This window comes from Pseudobacteriovorax antillogorgiicola (assembly GCF_900177345.1).
In the GTDB taxonomy this organism is placed as follows: Bacteria; Bdellovibrionota_B; Oligoflexia; order Oligoflexales; family Oligoflexaceae; genus Pseudobacteriovorax; species Pseudobacteriovorax antillogorgiicola.
This window is the reverse complement of sequence record NZ_FWZT01000026.1, coordinates 61,227-80,912: the sequence shown is the minus strand read 5'-3', so window position 1 is coordinate 80,912 and position 19,686 is coordinate 61,227. Positions and strand designations below refer to the sequence as shown.

Here is a 19,686-nt window from a genome sequence, read left to right as displayed (position 1 = left end):
CTACTTCCTTTGGTTGAACTTAGCCATCAAGTCTTCCATCGTGTACTCACGCTGCGGTTCAGAGCGGCGGTTGCTTTTGCCTTTTTGATTACGACCCGTGCCTTGGCGAGGACGAATAGGTCCGCGCTTGGATGGTGTCGAGAGTTTACCCCGAGGCTCAGAACTCTGCTGTTTGTTGCCGCCTTGGAGCTTGCGACTCAATCCAATACGGCGCCGTGCTGTGTCCACATCGATCACGCGAACCTCAACTACGTCGCCGACGCTAACAACCTTAGATGGATCATCAACGAACTTGTCAGACAGCTCACTGATATGCACAAGACCATCTTGGTGAACTCCAATGTCAACGAAGGCTCCAAAATTGGTAACATTCGTGACAGTTCCCGGCAGAATCATGCCTTCGGTAAGATCTTCGATCTCTGTTACATCATCGGAGTACATCAAGCGTGCGCCATCTTCCCGAGGGTCACGGCCCGGCTTAATCAATTCCGCGGTAATGTCTTGAAGAGTCGGCATCCCGACTGTGGCAGTTACGTATTTCTCTAAAGGAATTGCTTCAACGAGGGCGCGATTGCCGATAATTTCTTTTAGATCTTTTTTCTGGTCGTTGACGATCTGCTCTACGATTTCATAGCTCTCTGGGTGTACTGATGAGTTGTCCAGAGGGCTAGTGGATTCAGGAACGCGCAAGAAACCAGCAGCTTGTTGGAAGGCCTTCGGGCCAAAGCCAGTGATGTCATTCAAGATATGTCGGGATGAAAACTTACCTTGCTTATCACGAGTGGTCACGATGTTCTTGGCAAGGCTTGGGCCAATACCCGAAACGTAGCTTAATAGTTTATAACTGGCTGTGTTGACGTTAACACCAACCCGGTTCACACAACTTTCGACAACTTCTTCGAGGCTCGACTTCAGTTTGGTGACGTTGACATCGTGCTGGTATTGACCAACTCCGATAGAGCGTGGATCAATTTTTACAAGTTCTGCTAGAGGGTCTTGTAAACGACGTGCGATGCTGATGGCGCTACGAATCGTTGGGTCAAGGTCAGGGAATTCTTCCCGAGCGATATCCATTGTCGAGTAGACGCTGGCACCGGCTTCGTTCACAACAAGGCGTTTAACATCTTTTAGCTCGTTGTCTTTAATAACACTAGTGATAACGCGATTGATTTCACGGCTTCCCGTACCGTTACCAATAGCAACACAGCCGACGTTATTGTCTTTAATAAGCCGAAGAATTTCAGCTTTTGATCGCTGTGTCTTAGCGCCTTCTTTATCACCAAGCTCGAAGTGCAAGGTCGCAGAGTCCAGTAACTTACCGGTATCGTCCACTACAGCAAACTTTGATCCAGTTCGAAGGCCGGGGTCCACACCTAATACAGTTTTATTGGGGATGGGGGGCAGTAAGAGCAGGTTCTCTAAGTTTTCTGAGAACACGCGAATTGCCTCAGCTTCGGCACTTTGCTTCAGCTGTAGGCGGAGTTCCGCTTCGATAGAAGGGCTCAAAAGGCGCTTGTGAGAATCTTCAATCACGCTTTCAAACCAATGACGGACAACGTCTGTGGTTTGAGGGTTGGTGATCACGGTTTCTTTTAGGCTTTCCAAGATCCGATCGGTATCGACTGTAATATTGACCTTTAAGAATTTTTCGGCTTCACCACGACGAACAGCCATAACTCTATGGCTAGCGGCGGTGTTAATCGATTCGCTATAATCGAAGTAGTTTTCGTACTTCGAAGCGTCGGATTTCTTGCCCTTCTTTTCGACTTTTTCAGCACCTTCTATTTTTTTAGAAACCAGAGTTCCAGATTCCTGGCTGATATTTCGAACCATAGCTCTGATCTCAGCGGTTTCAGAAATCCGCTCCGCGTAGATATCAGCGGCACCGGTGAGTGCTTCCTTCTCACTTGCAACCTTAAGGGTTGGCTCGATATTGGCATCAGCAGGGGTGACAAAGTCTTTGGCAACCTCGTTAAGGTCTGAGATCTGAGTGCAGGCCTCCAAGATTTTTTCGAGAAGGGGCTCAAGGCCTTTTTCCTTCGCAACCATGGCTCGCGTGCGACGCTTGGGCTTGAATGGAAGATAAAGATCCTCCAGCTCTTGCTTTGTGGTGCATGCTTCAAACTTTGCTTTCAGAGCAGGAAACTGAGCCTTTAACTCAGGTTTCTTCTGGCAATGCTCCTCAACAACCTTGAGATACTTTTGTTTGTTGGACTCAAGCTCCTGTAGGTAAGTGTAGCGATCGCGGATATCCCGAAGCTGCACTTCGTCGAGGGTGCCTGTCATTTCCTTTCGATAGCGGGCCACGAAAGGAATGGTACACTCTTCTTCAAAAAGCAATTTGATGGAGTTGTTGACCTGGAATTCTTTGAGCTCCAGCTCAGATGCTATCTTCGTAACGAGGTTGATCATCAGACTTTGTCCCTAGCGATTAGTAAATCTCAGATTCGGCGAAAAAGAAGGCCACTTCTTCTTTTGCTGTTTCAAGTGCGTCAGAGCCATGAACAGTGTTTTCGCCAATAGATTTCGCGAAAAGCTTGCGGATGGTGCCGTCAGCTGCTTCTTCAGGATTGGTTGCGCCCATGATTTCACGGTTTTTAGCAACAGCACCTTCGCCTTTAAGGCACATAACAACCACAGGGCTACGTGTCATAAAGTCCACAAGCTCGCCGAAGAAAGGGCGCTCTTTGTGAACAGCATAGAAGGCTTCAGCTTGGTGCTTGGAAAGGCGAACTTTCTTCATAGCAGCGATGTTCAAGCCATTTTCTTCAAATTTAGAAACGATTTGGCCAATGAGGTTTCGTTCAACGCCGTCAGGCTTGATAATAGAAAGTGTGCGTTCCAAAATGTCACTCCTTGTTATACTGGAAATATACTTGAACCAGTTCTAGTTAAATGCTGGTTGATGATACTCGAATGTTCAGAATAGGCAAGAATTGTAAACCTGTGGCAGCCATTTTTCATGGCCAGATAGGCTAAAATGATTGGTTTGAGGGATATTTTGAATGGGACAAATCGAGGCGACGAAAAAAATCTGCGACTCCTAAAGCAGAGCCTGTAGATAATGACATATTCTCCCGTCAGTAGCAGCGAAGTTTTCCTTCAATCTTGACGATTCTTGATCCGCCAGTTTTGTAGCACTTCAGCAAGGCTCTTTTGTATGCTTTGTCTTCTTTGGGATTGATAGGCTGGGATGACTCCCCGCCACTATGAATGCTGGAGTTGCTTCGACCCGAGCTGCCGCCCGCCCCTCCACCGCCGCTCTGGCATGAAGTGCATAGTATCCCTAGGCATAAGCCTAGCAGCTTTGCTTTGTTCATTACTCACCTCGTCTCGTATTCACACTCTCTTAGTATACAAGTTTGAATTAAGGAGGATGGGGCAGAAACTGCCCACCACAAATCATGGTTTTAGGGGTATATTTTTTTGCAGGAGGGCCGTTCTACACCACAGCTTAATTTGGGGTATTTAGAATTTGCTTTCTGACACAGCTTTGATTCCTTCGCCAGCATTCTTCTGCGTGCAGCCTGCAGGTTCGCTCCCTGAGCTTGTAGTAGCTTTTCTCTAACGAGCTTGCCTTCTGAGTCCCTAAGCGCGATTTTACAAGATACAACTGTCTTGTTGTCGGTTTCATCGCAGCGTTTCCAAAGTAGGCCATAGGTTTGTGCCGTATCGCCATCTATGGAATCGATTGTCATAAAGCCTTCTGCATCTTCGTTTGCATTGATTTGGATTCCGGCTCGCATTCTCAATTTGACCTTTCTTTGTTTGCAGCCAAACCATTTAAAGTTAGTCAGAGGAATTTGAACGGATCGTTCATAGTTCTCTTCGTAGAGTCCATCTAGCCTCATTGCTCCCAAGCGACCAGTTCTATTTCCATCAAAGACGAACGCGGCATCTTGAACTCCCTGAACTCTTTCTTCCAGAAAAGCGTAGCCTCGAAACTGAATACCATAAACAGCGAAAGCCCAATTTCTAGGTATATTCATGTTGAAGTTGACATCGCATATCTTTCTGCGTTCAGAAGGATCATCCGTGCTCGCAATAAATTCAGAGAAGGTTAGGGTAAAGGCTTCTCTATCATCAGAGAGATTCAGTCCTACTGTCCCGAGTGGACAGCCAGTGCCACCATAGTTCAAATCATCGATTGTGATATTGCTCTGACCTTGGACTGAGGTGGCTACGATCAAATACGTTCCTAAAGCTAGTCTTTTCATTTTGGCACCCTTTCTTGGTTGGTTATGTTAGTCACAGCAAGAAATTTGCCAAAAAACCATGGAAATTTTTGTTAGTAACCAAATGAATGGGCATCTGATTCTAGTTGCTTAGCTGCCCAGAATACTGTGCTGGGCATTTGATGCTAAGCCTTCTCGCTAAGATATTCTAAGATTGAGAGCTGCTTTTACAAAAAGTTTCCGTTTCTGCGACTCAGGACTGAGTCTGTGTCAATTTCAACAGTTCTAATATCCACTTTGGGAACAGATGGAAAATATATTTAGAAACATTGATTGACTAATAACTCTTATATCCTCGCCTTTGTACTCCTGAGTAGAACACTAATTAGTGAGTCAGCGAAAAATACACAAGCCGAGTGCGGAAACATGAGCTACATAGAAGGTAAGATTTCGCAACTAATAAAATGCAGTCATTAACTAGCAAGGATATGAAAAACTAGCCGCTGTTAATGCCGTTTTATAAAATCCAAAATCATTGCTTACTTGTTTTTAAGTTCGCTATAGAAAGTAGAAACAGAAAAGCTGAAGAGCGTACTTAACATTCAAGCAGAAGAATAATCCAAACTTCGATGCAATATTGAACGGTGGGGAAGGTCATCTTAAGAACGCATCGTGTTTAGGAGAAGATGGATAGTTGGGTTTAAGAAGACTGTAAGTCTACATGATTCTCAATGTGCGTAAACTGCCAAATGATTTTGGACGGTCTTAAAGAAGTGCGAACTAGGCGAACTGATTAAAGAACACTTTATTGTTTCTCAGAACGATGCTCGTGGATTCATCTTGAAAGGATATAGACTCTACCTTATCAAATGGAAAAGCAATCAATCAGATGGATTGTGAATGCATTGATAGGAACTCTTTAGAGATAAGTATTTCCTGTTTAACTGAAGATGGGTGTTTGATGACTTCAGTAAGCTGCCAACTAATTTCTAGTCTATACAAAACTCGGTACAAGAGCCTTATTCACTATGCGCAAAGTCTTGGAGTGTCTTCGGTAGACGCTTCAGATATGGTGCAAGAAACATTTCGTATAGCGTGGGAAAAGCGTCACCAGCTTAAATCTAATCACGCTCTTTTCCCTTGGATAAAAACAATTTTGCGAAATCTTTGCTATAAGAATGGAACTATTGATAGCCAACTTTGTTTCTTGGGAGATGGTTTGCTTGATCAGCAATCTTGTGATGGTAAACAAATCTATCAAAGAGTATTCTTACAACAAATATCCGATGATATTAAGGCTGGTATGAATCAAAAAGCTGGTCAGGTTGCAACTCTTTTCTATTTTCATGAATACTCAATTAAGGAAATCTCGTGTGAGACTAAGATATGCTCAAATACGGTTTCATCCTATCTTTTTCGAACACGTGCGTTTGTTAAAGATCACTACGAAAATTGTGCTGAAGCACTAAGCTGCTCATAAAGGAGGTTGTCTTATGAAAAAATATATCTACTTATTTATACCTGCTGGTATAGTGTGCTGCGGGTTGATTGCCTACTCTCTAAATCCCAGAGCGGAGTCTCAGACACCACCAAGAGAGACTAACGAAGTGCACATTCAAGTAGAGAAAAGCTTAGCTGACGATTCTTCTAGAACAGTCAAAAAGGGGAACTTCAAGCGGAATGAAGCCTCTGTTCAGGTGGAATCCACCGAAGACCAGTTGGCACAAAGCAGCCTCAGCTCAAGGAACTTTCGTGATAAAAATGATCTTTCAGGAGCGCTTACTGGTGTATTAAAGCAGTTCCCTTACTTAGGCGAAAACTATCGCTTTTCTAGCAAGGCTTTGCTTACTTCCTCTGATAAGAAACGATGGCATGAGATTCTTAAAGATAAAGATCTTATCGATCAAACATTTTCTCATTTGCTGTATATGGATGGTAAAGATTCAAATGATACCATGGGTGATATTGAGCGTATCAACTTCATCCATAATGCTTTGTCTCTAGCGAATAATCCTCAGGAAGCTCATCTGATTGATTCAATTGTAAAGGGGATTACCACTCTCCCTGATGGTTACTTATCCTACAGCGATTCGCAGAAAAAGACTCTCATTGGAAATAAAATTGAATTGATCTATCTGCTCAAAGCTTATCATCCAGATGAGTTTAAACATTATATTCTAGGGAAGTCGGATGATCCGAAGGTGGAAAAGCTTGTCAAGTATGCGTTGGCGAATGAGTCGTTTATCAATCGAATCTTCCTCTAAGAGGCATAAATTATGAAAAACTTACTAACACTGATAGTGTCGGCAGTGCTTTTTTCATGTGGCTTAGAGTCTACCAGCCAAATTCAGGTTGTAAATCCTGAACTAGGCGAGAAGCTACCCGAGCAACTTTCCAAGGCAACAGTTGCTATTTATAGAGGTGAACGATTCGTATGCACAGGGGTTTTGGTAGAGAAGGCGCGCGTCCTAACAGCAGCCCATTGTTTTATCAGTCATAGAGTCCCAAGCGATTTTACAGTTCGCCATAGCGATTTTGAGCAGCCGAAGTCTATAGCCAGTATACGCACCCTGGCTGATACCAGTGATGGTAGGGTGGAAGAGTCTTTCTTCCCCAATTATGATGTTGCGATTGTTGATATGGTAACTTCAATTGACAATATTGAGCCGGTTAAAGTTTTCAGAGGACCCTTGGTTTCAACTGTAGATGAGACTGTTATTGTAGCGGGTTATGGCAGAACTCGGTTTGATCAAGCTGATGCGGGCGTATTAAGGCACGGCACTGCTCGGGTTAAGCGAGCTTACGATAAGGGAATGTTTCAGGGCGTGGTCGTTATTGATAACAATTTTCAATCAGCGCCTTGCAGCGGTGATTCAGGTGGGCCATTATTTATTCTTCAAGACGATCAGTGGCGGATTCTTGGGCTTACCCATGGAGTCCATTGGTATAGCAACTTTGATTATCTTGGATTTGAATTTTGTACCCATAAGGAGTCGACTTATGTCAATCCAGGGGCTCATACCTTTGCTGATTTTAGCTTAAAACCTAAAGTAGAAAAGAACTATAATTCCTTTACTGAATACTGCGAAAATGGCGATTTGACCAGGGAAGAACTCAGCTTCTACCTAGGGTTGGCTTTAGAATCTCGAAAGGATATTTGTGCCGAGTTCGAAGACTTTCTGGCTCAAGGTAGGCTCAATCTTGAGGGGAGCCCAATTTATTCGCTAGAGCCTTTAAGGCACTGGAATGGGCTATTGAGTCGCTTAGACCTTGAAACAGAACCCGAAACTGATTTGAGCGCACTTGGAGAATCCACTGTTGAACATCTAAAACTAAGGATTCACACTCAAGCGCAGGTGGACCAGATACTTGAAACTAAGGGATTGAAACAGCTTGTGATACGATCGGCGAACACTGGTTTCGATTGGCGAAAACTTGAAGACCATCGTAATTTATTAAACTTGGATTTACAGGACCTAGGCATTGAGGGCTTACCAAACATTTGTCAAAATAGAGATCTGCGGCGGGTAAACCTAACCTTGAACAGCCTGAACTCAATTGCCTTTCTCGATGGGTGTCAGAATTTGGAAGAAGTATTTTTGAGTTCAAATCAGATCCAAAATCTTTCTGGTCTATCTTCGCCCGAGACATTGAGGGTGATTATTGCGAGTAATAACAGGATTAGAGCTATCGACGAACTCCAAGGTCATCGAGGTTTAGAGTTCGCTGCTTTTTCCAATAATCTATTAACTACGGATCAGCAGGTGTGTCCCGTTGAGGAGGAGTTAGAAGGTGATATTTGTTCATTCTAGAATGACTCGGCTACTTGTGCTTTTGGGGAGTATTGTCCTCATTTGCCAATCCCTTTGGGCACGAGAATTAGCGGTAGCACGAAGTCAGCTTGTGGAGTTGGGTTCTGGATTTCTGGCCGACGAAATCCGCTTCAATAGTGACTGCGTAAGAGGTGAAATCGAAAGTAGACGGGAGTTTTTGACAACATTCTATTTCGATAAGCCGGTTCTGGACTCCGAGGTATTATACCCAGATGGAACTCATAACATAAAGAACATCAATAATGGCTCAGACTACCGATCCTATGCGAAACAACCCTATCTTCAAAGTAGTCGGAGCCTCAACTATTTCGTTCGGGTAGAAGGAGGGTCCCAGCAATATTCAGGTGATCCTGAGTTTCAGACAGACGGCAAGAGCTGTGGTGAAGCCTATGTAAAGAAAGTTGTTTGGGGAGGGACACTCCGAATCTGGGTGGACTTTACGTTTGAAACTCGTGAGGACGCTCGATATGTTGAGCGATTCAGCCTGCTCAAAGATGTCGGCTTGCGGTCTTTGAAAGGATATCTTAAGGATTTGCAAACTAACTATAACGACGGGATACAGGTTTCCATCGGTGCTCGGCAGGTAGGTGGCAATTCAAGAAATTTACTAGAGATCTTTGGCAACCAAGATCAAGCAGTGAATTGCATCTATCCGAACATCGAGCCTTGCTTCCAACTGGTTCAGGATCTTGTGGACTACGCTGTTCAGCCGAACCAATTTGCTCAGCAATTTTTTAATCCAAACTTTAATCGCGCTGACCCAGAGGGAGCAACGGTTTTAAGTTATGAGTTAGAAAAGTACCCAAGTGCAATCGATCTTAACTCATTGGTTCAACACATTGCTCGTCGTGAGAGAGCTGCTCAGCAATGGCTTCGCTATGATACCTTGGCTCCAATCATAGAAGAAAGAATTGATCTAAGTCAAAGTGAGAAGGAGCGAGGCCTGCTACAAGGACACCTTCGCCGCATCAACGCAGACCAAGCAAGCCTAGGAAGCCAAATTGAGAACTGCAACTTAGCGGGCGAGTGTAAGATCGATCTAGATAGTTTTATAGATCTTAACCCAGAAGATGTAAGTTTAACCGAAGGTTTTCTAGAATTTTGTAAAGCTCGCTACCGACGGTCAGAGATCCACAACTTTTTTGACGTTGTGGATCGGATCTATCCAGCCGCAAATTGTCTAGATCAGAAAAGGCTTTTAGAGTCTCAGCTAGACCTTAACCTATCAGGCGAAGGCATCTCAAATGTCGAGCCTCTGGCGGGTTTGCAACAAGTCATTACCCTCGATCTTAGTCGTAATGAAATTAATGACTTAACGCCACTCTCTTCAATGGGGGAGCTACGTCAGCTCACAATAAACGAAAACAAATTAAGCTCTTTGTCTGGCCTTCGTCGTTCACCCCAACTACGCTTGATCCAAGCAGACGACAACCCTCTTGTAGCCATTGAAAGGGAGGACTTGCCGGCCTCATTGGTAGGAATACGTGCCATTGGTAATCAGATCGCAAATATTGAAAATGCGCGAGACAATTTGGAGCCTCAGGTCAAGTCTTGGTTAATTCCTGATGATATCTGTACCTTTTATCGGCAAAAAGTATTAGATATGGGATTGATAGATAGAGCCTCATTTGAGCTGTATAGCAGCATCGAATGGGCGCCTGTCTTCCGGGATGAACGGGAAATCAAAGTCGATGCATGGGTTGCCTGCGTCGCCGCCTATCGAGACTTTGTAATTGAATTTCCTGGTTTGTAGTGCTTTGTCAATTTGAGAAAGGAAGTCTCATATCATGCGTATTCGCAATCTTATGTTTATTCTAGGAGTGTATTCTCTGGCTGCTTGTCAGGCATCAGATGGTACCAATGAAAATAATAATGTCACTAGCGATGATAGCACCAAGGAAAATCCGGATAAGCCGAATCAAAAGCAAGTAGGAACCGTACAGGGCCTGGTGTCCACCGTTTTAACAAAGAATGGAAGAAATCAGAAATGCTATGGATTTTTCCTTGATACCGAGACGTTCCTAACATCAAGAACTTGCTTGGAGTCCTTGTCTAACAATGACTGTAGCTCTGAAGATCAGTTGGCTGGTTTGAACATTTTAGCGGGTGCTGATGACGTCTACCCGGTGTTAGATATAAAGAGTACTGAAACCTTCGGTATAAAAAATAATCTGGTGGAAAAAGGCTTCGACTTAGCCCTTCTTAAAACGTCAAAGGAGTTCACTGGCGATACTATTGCACTACCTGATATCAATACCAATCAGGAGGCTTTTGAAGACCTGTTTACGAGTGTACCACCTCAAGTAATTCTAGATCCGGAACTATCGATCTACATGCTCAGTTTTGCTGCTGATGGAGTAACACAAGGTGATAGTCTTTACTTAAACCTCAGGCTGTACCATGGCAGAGACAGCGAAGAGTTTACAGCGGGGAGTGTCAAATATGATTTTTGCGCCGACTATGAAGGTCGTCCGATCTTTATGGACCGTGATGGGCAGAAGGTTCTTATCGGGTTGGGATCACGAGTTATGACACCAGACTTTGTTCAGTGTAGCGATAATAACGGAATAATTTTCACAAGTATGCTTCATCAGGGTGTTCAAGATTGGATTAAGGGAGAACAGTCATGATTAAGTCTTTCCTAAAAGCAAGTTTTGTTTTGTTTGCGATTCAGCCCTTGTCTTCTTGCAGCAACGAAAACTCCAAGGCCACAAGCAAAATCGATATTTTTAAGGGCGAGGATGTAAATCCTGAAGACTATAGCCCTGTGGCGCGTTTGGATCGTTCGCTCTGTTCGGCAGTTGCGATTGCGGATGATCTTTTTCTGACGGCAGCGCACTGTGTTAGTACCTGTGTAGGCCTTACCATTGGTCAGCAGATCAATAGTGACATCCAATGCGAACTACAAGCGGATCTTTCAGAAATGACCGTAAGCGGTGCCGGTGGGACTTATCAGGTGGTAAATGTCCAGTTTCCTGAACGGGTGAAAATGAGGAACAACATCACTCTAGCGGGATTCGATCTAGCATTGATTCAAGTGGACCGTACCTATGAAGGCGGTTTCTGGGCATACGCGAAGAAAGGTGACTCCACGATAGATACCTTGCTGAAAGCGAATCAAGGACGTTTCCGATCTCAGTTAGGAAGTCTTGAAGCTTTAGGCTACGGGTCAAATGGGAGGCAAGGTAGCATTGGCCAACTACGCCGCGGGATGATGTCTTTTCGTGGATTTTATAGCTTCAATGACGAAGAAATACACATAGGTGCGTTGCAAGCTCACCATGCATGCGCTGGTGATAGCGGTGGCCCAGCCATTGTCCAAACTGAAGATGGGCCTGTTGTCGTGGGTATTTCATCGCGACTTTTCAATCTAGACTACCCAAGCATCTGCGCTGTTACAGATGGAAGCCTGTATACTAATCTAATGAGTCCAATTGTTAGTGATTGGTTAGAGCAAGCAATTTCCAAGATTTAAGATTAAAAAGTGGCTCATACCTTAAGTGAGCCACCTCTTTCGTTCATACCCTAAAAAAATCTTCCATTCTCAAATTTTTTTGCAAGAAAACATCCTCCGCCAGACTCTTTTATATAGAAACATATGATGGAGGATTTTTTCCAATGACAAGCGAACGAAAATTCAAAGCAGGCGTGGTTCTATTAGCGAGTGCAATCTCAGGAATGGGTTTTGCGGGGCAAAAGAAGCCTCTCCTAGGCGGCTCTACAGGTGCCATCGTAGAAGCTAGATGTCCCGGGAACGAAGCTGGCGAAGAGAGAGAGAAGGATTGGCTAAATTTTGATCAAGCTCAAAAGCGTGTTGAATGGGCATTGAATTGCGGGCACATTGAGAAAAGTGCCAACCGACTCTTCACCCATTACTTGGACGAAGATACTTGGGCATGGGTACCATTTCCTAACGGTAAGATGGCTTATCCGACTTTTGGTGAAAACAAGCCAAATGACGGCTTTCCAGTTTGGATTCCCAACTTGAGCAGCTGTAACAAGCCTGAAAACGTATTCTGGCTAGCGATCTGCCGAACGGGTTGCTACACCAAAAATCAAGTGGTCCTTTTCCAAGACGGATATTCAAACATCGAAGATGCAATCGCTGGTGACTATAGCTCTGTAATCACCCTAACTCCTGACGCTACCTTTGAGTCTTTGGAGTATGAAAACCGAAATATTTCATACTTCACGAAGGATCGCTACGATGCAGAGCACCCCGTGATTCACTTTGAAACAGAAAGTGGCAATGACATTACGGTGACCACAGAGCATCCACTGGTTGACGAGAAGGGCTTTATTAAGTTCGCATTCGAACTTAAGGAAGGTGACTATCTCGTACGTGATACTGGCGAAAAAGATAAGATCGTCTCAGTTGAAAACAAATCTTACTTTGGAAGAGTCTATAATGTAGCTCCCAAAGGTCACGCAGCAGAATCTAATGTGGTTGTTGCTCAAGGGTTCCTTAACGGATCTGCTCGCTATCAAGATGGCACGATTCGCGACTACAATCGTACTTTAGGACGAAGTATTATTGAGCCGAATCTACTTGATTAAGTCGAGTATTTTTTTAGAGGAGGGTTGCCTCCTCTTTCAAGGGGGAAAACATGATACAGCGTTCCATTCAGGGTCTATGTCTCGGTGCGTTTCTAGCGATGATTGGTGGATGTGGTCAATCCACTCCAAAGTCTGATCTTGGCATCTTCGGAGGTCAGGTCGGTCAAAGCGGAACGAATCGCTTTAGTGCTACGGTTCGGATCTACTTTCAAAACTACCTGACGTGTACAGGTGTTTTAGTCGAGAAAAATGTAGTTCTTACAGCAGCCCATTGTGTTGCTAGTTGCGGCAAATATGAAAATGCTCCCAAGCGTTGCCAATGGACAGGTTCAAAAGACGATTACCTCGTTCAAGATAGGTATGGGCAAAACTATCAGATAGATGGCTATTCGCTTCCATACGAGTTTTCCTATAACTATCGAAGCGGCGCAAGTGGCTACGATCTGGCATTGATTCGTCTAGATCGGGATATGAATAGTAATCCAGTAAAAATTGCAGATCCCAGTGATGCAGACGCAAAGCGCGCTACTCTAAATTCTAGGGATTTGGAAATCTTGGGTTATGGAGATTCCACTAACTATGCACCTACAGATCCACAACGTGGCCAGCTCCAGTTTGTAGGTGTTGATCTTCGTTCCAATAGCCTCAATGATCGTGAGTTGCATGTTGGTTCATACGATTCCCATGCTTGCTCAGGGGACAGCGGTGGGCCTCTTTTTGTCAGGTTCGATAATAAAGTACGCATTGCTGGGATCGCGTCTCGCAAGTACAGCGAAGATTCATTTTACTGTAGCGATACAGATGGTTCACTTTACGTCAATCTATTTCGTCCGGACGCATCAGCATGGCTCATGACTGAGCTAGCTAAAGTTAAGGATGGTTCAGAGGATCCAGATATAGGCGGAGGTGACGATGGCGATCCAGATGATGGCAACTCTGGTGGAGATCCAGATCCGGAGCCCGATCCAGATACATGGACTGAGCGAGGGATTGCGTTTTCGACTAAGATCGTCAAAAAGGATGAGCCCTATACGCTCCCATTTTACATCGATCGGAATCCTAGTGAGATTCAAATGAGCCTCAAAGTGGATGACCCAGTATCCATTCGGATCTTCGACAACGACGGCAATGAAGTTTTCTACAAGGAGTACGAAAAGGGCGATTTTGATTGGGAGGATATCAGTGGAAACTTCTACAAGGGAAATTGGAGTGCTCAAATTTCCTATCGTTGTTTCTGGGATTGTCTCTTGGATAAAGATCGGGAAGTAAAGAAGTTCAAATTGCGATATAGATAACACCAATTATGAGGTTCATAATGAATACGATGGCAAAGAAGTTAGGGCTACTCGCCAGTGTGCCGCTTCTCTCAACAGCGGTTTCCTGCGGTAAAATGAATGAATCATCTCAGACAAAGGCGATTGTATCGCCAGGGGTAGGAGTTGCCCTTCTTGGTCAGGGTTACGACTCCCATCGAGAGCAGTTCAATGCAGAATGTGTGACATCTGGTAATCCACAGAACCCAGTTGTTTACTCAGGGGAGCAGCGGTCTGAGGTTCGGTTCCAAAGGTCGTTGTCCTACGAGGAAATGAAGGATCTTCTTGAGGTTCAAGTTGCTGGAAAGTTTAGCTATGGTGCATTTAACGCCAGCGGGGCAGCTAAATTTGCGACTGAAGCTGCTTCAAGTGACTTAAGCCAGTCCCTTATCTTTGCGAGTATGGCCAGAGGAAAGACTGCTCTGATGGTAAACCCTCAGCTTACCGATAGAGCTATTGATGCAGCAAATACCCTCGATCAAGAGATCATTCGAGCAACGTGTGGAGATGATTTCGTCTATGGTGTTGATCTTGGAAGTCAGCTGCTTATCAATGTTAAGTTTGAGTTCTCATCGGTTGAGGCTAAGTCGGCCTTCGAAGCATCGATTAAACTCAGCTATTTGAGCTTATTCGAAGTCGAAGGTGCTGCTCAAGTAGCGTCTGATTACTTCAAAAATAACGTTTCCATTACCATCACAGCCTTGCAGATTGGTGGTCGTGTACAAGATCTTCCGGAAGCGTTTAGGAACCCCCAGACCGGCGAAGCATCTATTATTGATTGCGATCTAGAGAACCCGACAGCTTGTAAGCAGACTCTCAAGGACTTGATTGACTATGCAACGGACACTTATCCGAAACAAATCGACGATTTGAGCTATGAGCCGAATTCACCGAATGGCGCTGCTTTCCTTGGATATCGAACTAAAAGTTACTACAATGGTGGGCTACGCCAGCTCTACCCGAATCCAGGTCCAGTGATTCAGGCGGAGATTGTCGAGGCTCGCGATCGTCTAGCGCAACGTTACCAGACCATGAGCAATCATCGTCGTCGCGCAACTAAGCTTCTAGCAATGCGTTTGCTTGATGATGAGCGGCAAGCAATTGTTGCTACAGACGATATCTTGCGACGAAACATCGCAAAGATGATCCGCGTGGCAGAAACCTGCTACGATACCCCGCTCCTCTGTGTTGCCGCTGAAGAAGCGTTGACTTTAGAAGCGTATGACCCCAACACGCTTGATAAGACGCTGGTCTTCTTTGACTATTGCCAGATCAAGGACCTTAGCGCACGGACTTCAAAAACGGTGGATGCGATCAAGGAGCTGCTTTTCGCTGACCCAGAGGCTGATTGTCAAGATATCGATAGCGACCTTCAAGTAGAGCAGGTGATTGAACTGGTCAATAAAGGGATTACAGATTTGCGACCACTACGTCGCCTACCTCAACTTCGGTACTTGGATCTTTCAGAGAACTCGATCTCCAATTTGACTCCACTGGCTAGCTTGCCTGATTTGGAGGTCTTGAAAGTAAGAAAGAACAATATCTCTAGCTTGTCGCCAATCTCTAGCTTGAACAAACTGAGAATCCTAGATGTAGCCTACAACCGCATCTATGAAGTCGAGCCACTGCGAAATATGCAAAGCTTGAAGGAGCTACGCATTCAGTTTAACAAAAACGAGATACTCGACTGGAGTCCGATTGAACCACTCAATTTAGAAGTATTCTACCCAAGTCTGGATTCTATCTGTAAGCAGGAAAGAGATTGGGCTCTTGCTCAAGGGCTCGTTCCAGCAGTACAGCATCGATTCTATGAAACAGCTGGATTTGCGCCGCTATACAATGCTCCCCAACGCCGCGATTCTGGTATCGATGGCTGGGTGAACTGTATCGCCTTAGAAAGCTTTTACTAATCCATTTAGCTTGGAAGCCAGATAGGCTTCCAAGCTAAACATAAGGGGGGTTTGGTATGTCCAGAAGGTCTCTATATTTACTGAATACGATCGTTTTTTTTTAATCACTTCTCAATCTGGCCTTGCGTCTGTCATTGCTGCAAAGATAGGTCAGTCTTACAGTCTTGGAAAAGGCTATTTTCCCACATCAGGCGAATTCCGCAATACTTGTATTGAGGGCGATCATCAAAGCTTTAATCAATCAAACAGCTTGATCCGACTCGAAAAAACTTTGACCGAATCTGAATTGAACGAGGATATTGCTGCTACTTTTAGTGGAGGCATCAATGTGTTCCTCGCTAGTGCTAAGGTAACTAGTAAAGTAGCAAGTCTGCTTACCGAAAGAAACCTTTCCAAGCGATTGGTCTATCAAGCAAACTTTCAGACTAGGGTCGAAAAACTTAGTAATCCTAGATATTCGCCACTAGGACAAGAGATGGTTGTCATCCAAGATGAAAACTTGGCCAAAGAGAATTGTGGGCAAGAATACATTGATCAGATTGTTCATGGTGGCAAGATCTATATATTAGTTGACTTTGATTTCTATGATAAGGAGATCCAAAATCGTATTGAAACGAAGATTGAGTTCAAGGTCTTAGGCTTCAAGAAAACCAAAACATTTACCAAGCTGACACGAGAAGAAAAGCAGAATACACGGATCAATATCGACGCTTTTCAAGTAGGTGGTGATCCCTCACAGTTGGACGCTATTCTACAAGATGCGCAGAGCACAAATTGTAGCCTGGATGAAATCGACAAGTGTCACGATATCATCGATCGTTTGTTCGACTATGCGACTGCTGATGGCAGGTTTCGCGAGCAATTGGATCATTCACCACTCACATACATAACGGCACCTTACGAAGAACGAGGATTTCGTGACCTAATCAAATCTCCCAACCCTATCCTAACGGGAGCGAATAAGTTTGCCCACGAGGCACTTCTGTCAAAGCTAGTGAGACAACAGGGTTTTCAGGATCGATTGGAGGAATTGATAGTGCGGAAGGACGTTCCTCCCGACCAGCTACGAGATCTGCGCAACGTTCAAGAAGATGTTATACAAAATGTTCTTGTTCTTAAGGAAGCAGTCAAGTCTTGCGAGATAAATCCAAATATTTGTCTCACAGTAGAGAGCAATACCAACAGTCAATTGATCTTAATACAGGATAGCAGTGTTAATGTGGAAAGAAACCTCTATCAAGACTGCATCAATCGAGTCGCGTTAGGGTACGAGGGAGCATTTTCTAAAATATTTGCTGGTACATCTCATAGTAGCTGCCTTGATTTATATCGAAACGCTGAGTCGGTCTATAGCCTGAGCTTGAAAGACTTAAAACTAGACGATGTGAATTTTCTGCGTTATCTTCCAAAAATTCGAAGTCTGGATATTTCCGATAACCAGATATCTAATATATACCCGCTTCGCTACCTTTCAAGGCTAGAAGAACTCGATATGAGTCGAAACGGGGTAAGTCAAGTATTTGCTTTAGGTGAGCTTGATCGCTTAAAGACTTTAGACTTACATCACAATAACGTCACGAGCCTGTCTGCTATCTATAGTCTTCCCCTTCAATATATTAAGGCCTATGCTAACCTTCTAAATCTCGATGAAGTGCAGTCGAGATTTCCTACTGCTACAAAAGTATTCACTTATGATGAAGCTGTAGTAGAGGAAGCTGATCGCTTGATTAGTTTAGGTAAGATCGCACGTCTTCAGTTTGAGCGCTATTGGGAGCTTAGATTTGCCCCAGTCTACTATGAAGATTCAAACCAAGTAGAATGGCTACCCATGCTACCGGCGGTCGAGCTGTATGACTAGGCTATTGAGGAAGAGATTTAAGGCTTACATGAGAATCTATGAAGTAGGTGACTGTTCTAGGTTCGATTAGTATATTAATAGGAGCTATAAATGGGCTTGGAAACCCAAGCCCTATCAAGTTAGTAAGGAGAGCAAAATCTATGAGACAAGGCTTGGTTAAAAAATGCGAGGAGATAGTACAAAACGTAGAGTGACGAGTATTTTTTAGGAGTAACCAAGTATCATAGGTTTATCTCATCGTACCATTTAGAAAGGCTTTTCTGTTGGAAATAGGCTTTCTCGCTATGGTGGTTAAGAGGGAGCAATCAATTCTCGATTTTAACAGACTCCATGAGCTGGTGGATCAGGCCATGAACTAGTCCACCGTGGACAATCGGATCGTTAATTATGGTATCGACCTGCATGTAGTAGCAGTGATCGCTTGTTGAATTGGGCTCGGTGGAGTACTTAATAATTCGTCGTCTTTGGTAGTCTCCGATGAAGAAGTCTGCGGCGAAGCCAAGCTTATTGTCAGCAAACCCTTCGTCGATATGAATGTCATGGATTTCACCAAAAATATTGCTTTCCCGATCTATTTCATTCTGAACAAGTCTTTTCATGGATGCGATCGTAGTCAAAGAGTTCGTTCTATCTATGGCGCAAGATTCTTCTATGTCCAAGAAGACTGTAGCAAAAGTGCCTCTAGAGCTGCCAGAATCAACGGCAAACGTCATTCCATTGCCAATAGAAGACAAGCTGAATCGATTGTCCCAATTGAATTTCACAGATAGTATGGTGCCGCTAGCACTGAATTCTAGATCTTGGCTACAGTCGGATGGGCAAAGAGGCGCAAGAGGGTCACGGATAATGGGGACCAAAGGGTCTGTGCTACCATTGGTGAATGAGCCAGGAGCCTTGTTTTTCGGTTCTGTCTCTGAGTATACAGAGCTAGAAAAAATGAAAATTGAAGATAGAATGCTCGATGCAATAAGTTTCATAAAAAACTCCACGATAGGATCAAATTTGTATCGACATTTATATCCTTTGTATTTTCATATATGAATCGATTGTTATCAACATTGCTGCCTGGAGGCAGCAATGTTACTCCTATTCATTCGCGGTTAGAAGAACAATAACTTTATAAGTTGTTGATTAGGGTTCTAGTAAATAATAATGTAGATCCACACTTAGGCTGTTGGGTGCAATTATGACATTTGCTGACTTTCTAGATGAACAACTCCAACTGAGACAAAAGACTAGTCCAGGCTATTCCATGAGAAGTTTCGCGCGGGACCTCGGAGTCGACTCAGGATTTCTATCTAGGATTCTTAAAGGCAGTAGGCGATTGTCATTGTCAAAAGCCCATTCCATTTCTGATAAGCTGTCCTTGTCGGCTAAGGATCGCGAGAGGTTCCTCTATCTGGTTAGGCTGGCTCTCATCGATGACGACGAAGACCTCAAAAGATCTATTGAGCGACAGTTGCAACGTCATTCTGAGCCTCAAAGTGTTCTAGGAGCAAGCAGTTTCAAGGTCATTTCAAAGTGGTATCATTACGCTATTTTGGAGCTTACATTTAAAGAAGATTTCGAATCTCAACCATCATACATAAGTCAGAAGTTAAATATTTCCCAATTTGAAGCTAAGATGGCAATTGAGCGTATGGTGAGGTTAGGGCTTCTTGCTAGGGATAGCAACGGCTCTCTTAAGAAAACTAAGTCGAATATTGGCGATTTGTGTGCTCCATCCGAGTCGGCTAGGTGTCGCCATAAGGATATCTTAGAGAAGGCAAGCCGGTCTCTTGAAAAGCAAAGTTTTGAGGAAAAAGTTCAACTGGGGGCTACGTTCTGCATTGATAAAAAGCTACTTCCTGAGACGAGGCAGAGAATTCAGGTCTTTTTACAAGACCTCAATGATTTTTTAGAGTCTGGAGATCGAGAAGAGGTCTATGAAATGAATGTTAGTTTGTTCTCTTTAGAAAAATAGATCTATGGCAAAGAACTTGGCGAACATAAATCACAAAGCCAAGCTCCGCTTAGGATACTTAGCTTCGGATTAAGAAA

Annotated in this window: 16 protein-coding genes; 11 read left to right on the top strand and 5 right to left on the bottom strand. The window is 44.0% G+C overall.

All coding sequences use genetic code 11. The annotated features are described in order from the left end of the window. The 4 genes from B9N89_RS26050 to B9N89_RS26035 all read right to left on the bottom strand — a co-directional run bounded on the left by B9N89_RS26050 (position 1) and on the right by B9N89_RS26035 (position 4,217). Positions 1-2,412 (bottom strand): Tex family protein, encoded by a 2,412-nt coding sequence (locus B9N89_RS26050; protein ID WP_165931737.1) that lies wholly within the window; start codon positions 2,410-2,412, stop codon positions 1-3. A gap of 19 nt (positions 2,413-2,431) precedes the next feature. Beyond that, positions 2,432-2,845, bottom strand: a complete 414-nt coding sequence (ndk, locus tag B9N89_RS26045; RefSeq protein ID WP_132324207.1) for a nucleoside-diphosphate kinase — start codon at positions 2,843-2,845, stop codon at positions 2,432-2,434. Between the two features lie 235 nt (positions 2,846-3,080). Next, entirely contained in the window at positions 3,081-3,320 is a 240-nt protein-coding gene (locus B9N89_RS26040; protein WP_132324209.1) for a hypothetical protein, read from the bottom strand. Positions 3,321-3,410: 90 nt separating this feature from the next. Next, the gene (locus B9N89_RS26035) at positions 3,411-4,217 is read right to left on the bottom strand and encodes a DUF4360 domain-containing protein (RefSeq protein WP_132324211.1); all 807 of its coding nucleotides are present in this window, start codon (positions 4,215-4,217) and stop codon (positions 3,411-3,413) included. Between the two features lie 919 nt (positions 4,218-5,136). Here B9N89_RS26035 and B9N89_RS26030 point away from each other — a divergent pair. The 10 genes from B9N89_RS26030 (at position 5,137) to B9N89_RS25985 (ending at position 17,646) form a co-directional block, all read left to right on the top strand. Then, the gene (locus B9N89_RS26030; RefSeq protein WP_159455643.1) at positions 5,137-5,655 is read left to right on the top strand and encodes an RNA polymerase sigma factor; all 519 of its coding nucleotides are present in this window, start codon (positions 5,137-5,139) and stop codon (positions 5,653-5,655) included. Positions 5,656-5,668: 13 nt separating this feature from the next. Continuing rightward, positions 5,669-6,439, top strand: a complete 771-nt coding sequence (locus tag B9N89_RS26025) for a hypothetical protein (protein WP_132324215.1) — start codon at positions 5,669-5,671, stop codon at positions 6,437-6,439. Between the two features lie 12 nt (positions 6,440-6,451). After that, a complete protein-coding gene (locus tag B9N89_RS26020; protein ID WP_132324217.1) occupies positions 6,452-7,987 on the top strand; it encodes a trypsin-like serine protease in 1,536 nt (511 codons plus the stop codon). After that, a complete protein-coding gene (locus B9N89_RS26015; protein WP_132324219.1) occupies positions 7,968-9,761 on the top strand; it encodes a leucine-rich repeat domain-containing protein in 1,794 nt (597 codons plus the stop codon). The genes B9N89_RS26020 and B9N89_RS26015 overlap by 20 nt, the downstream gene beginning before the upstream one ends. A gap of 34 nt (positions 9,762-9,795) precedes the next feature. After that, a complete protein-coding gene (locus tag B9N89_RS26010) occupies positions 9,796-10,638 on the top strand; it encodes a hypothetical protein (protein ID WP_132324221.1) in 843 nt (280 codons plus the stop codon). Next, the gene (locus B9N89_RS26005; protein WP_132324223.1) at positions 10,635-11,483 is read left to right on the top strand and encodes a trypsin-like serine protease; all 849 of its coding nucleotides are present in this window, start codon (positions 10,635-10,637) and stop codon (positions 11,481-11,483) included. Before B9N89_RS26010 ends, B9N89_RS26005 begins: the two co-directional genes overlap by 4 nt. A 143-nt stretch (positions 11,484-11,626) precedes the next feature. Next, positions 11,627-12,565: a Hint domain-containing protein gene (locus B9N89_RS26000; RefSeq protein WP_132324225.1), complete on the top strand. Its 939-nt coding sequence runs from the start codon at positions 11,627-11,629 to the stop codon at positions 12,563-12,565. Between the two features lie 50 nt (positions 12,566-12,615). Continuing rightward, entirely contained in the window at positions 12,616-13,860 is a 1,245-nt protein-coding gene (locus B9N89_RS25995) for a S1 family peptidase (RefSeq protein WP_132324227.1), read from the top strand. A gap of 29 nt (positions 13,861-13,889) precedes the next feature. Continuing rightward, positions 13,890-15,788: a leucine-rich repeat domain-containing protein gene (locus tag B9N89_RS25990; protein ID WP_159455642.1), complete on the top strand. Its 1,899-nt coding sequence runs from the start codon at positions 13,890-13,892 to the stop codon at positions 15,786-15,788. Between the two features lie 271 nt (positions 15,789-16,059). Beyond that, positions 16,060-17,646: a leucine-rich repeat domain-containing protein gene (locus tag B9N89_RS25985; protein WP_132324231.1), complete on the top strand. Its 1,587-nt coding sequence runs from the start codon at positions 16,060-16,062 to the stop codon at positions 17,644-17,646. Positions 17,647-17,951: 305 nt separating this feature from the next. Here the strand turns inward: B9N89_RS25985 and B9N89_RS25980 are convergent, their stop codons facing one another. Beyond that, entirely contained in the window at positions 17,952-18,623 is a 672-nt protein-coding gene (locus tag B9N89_RS25980) for a hypothetical protein (RefSeq protein WP_132324233.1), read from the bottom strand. Positions 18,624-18,832: 209 nt separating this feature from the next. On the opposite strand from B9N89_RS25980, the gene B9N89_RS25975 reads away from it, so the two are divergent. Then, the gene (locus tag B9N89_RS25975) at positions 18,833-19,609 is read left to right on the top strand and encodes a TIGR02147 family protein (protein ID WP_132324235.1); all 777 of its coding nucleotides are present in this window, start codon (positions 18,833-18,835) and stop codon (positions 19,607-19,609) included. The last annotated feature ends 77 nt before the right edge of the window (positions 19,610-19,686 follow it).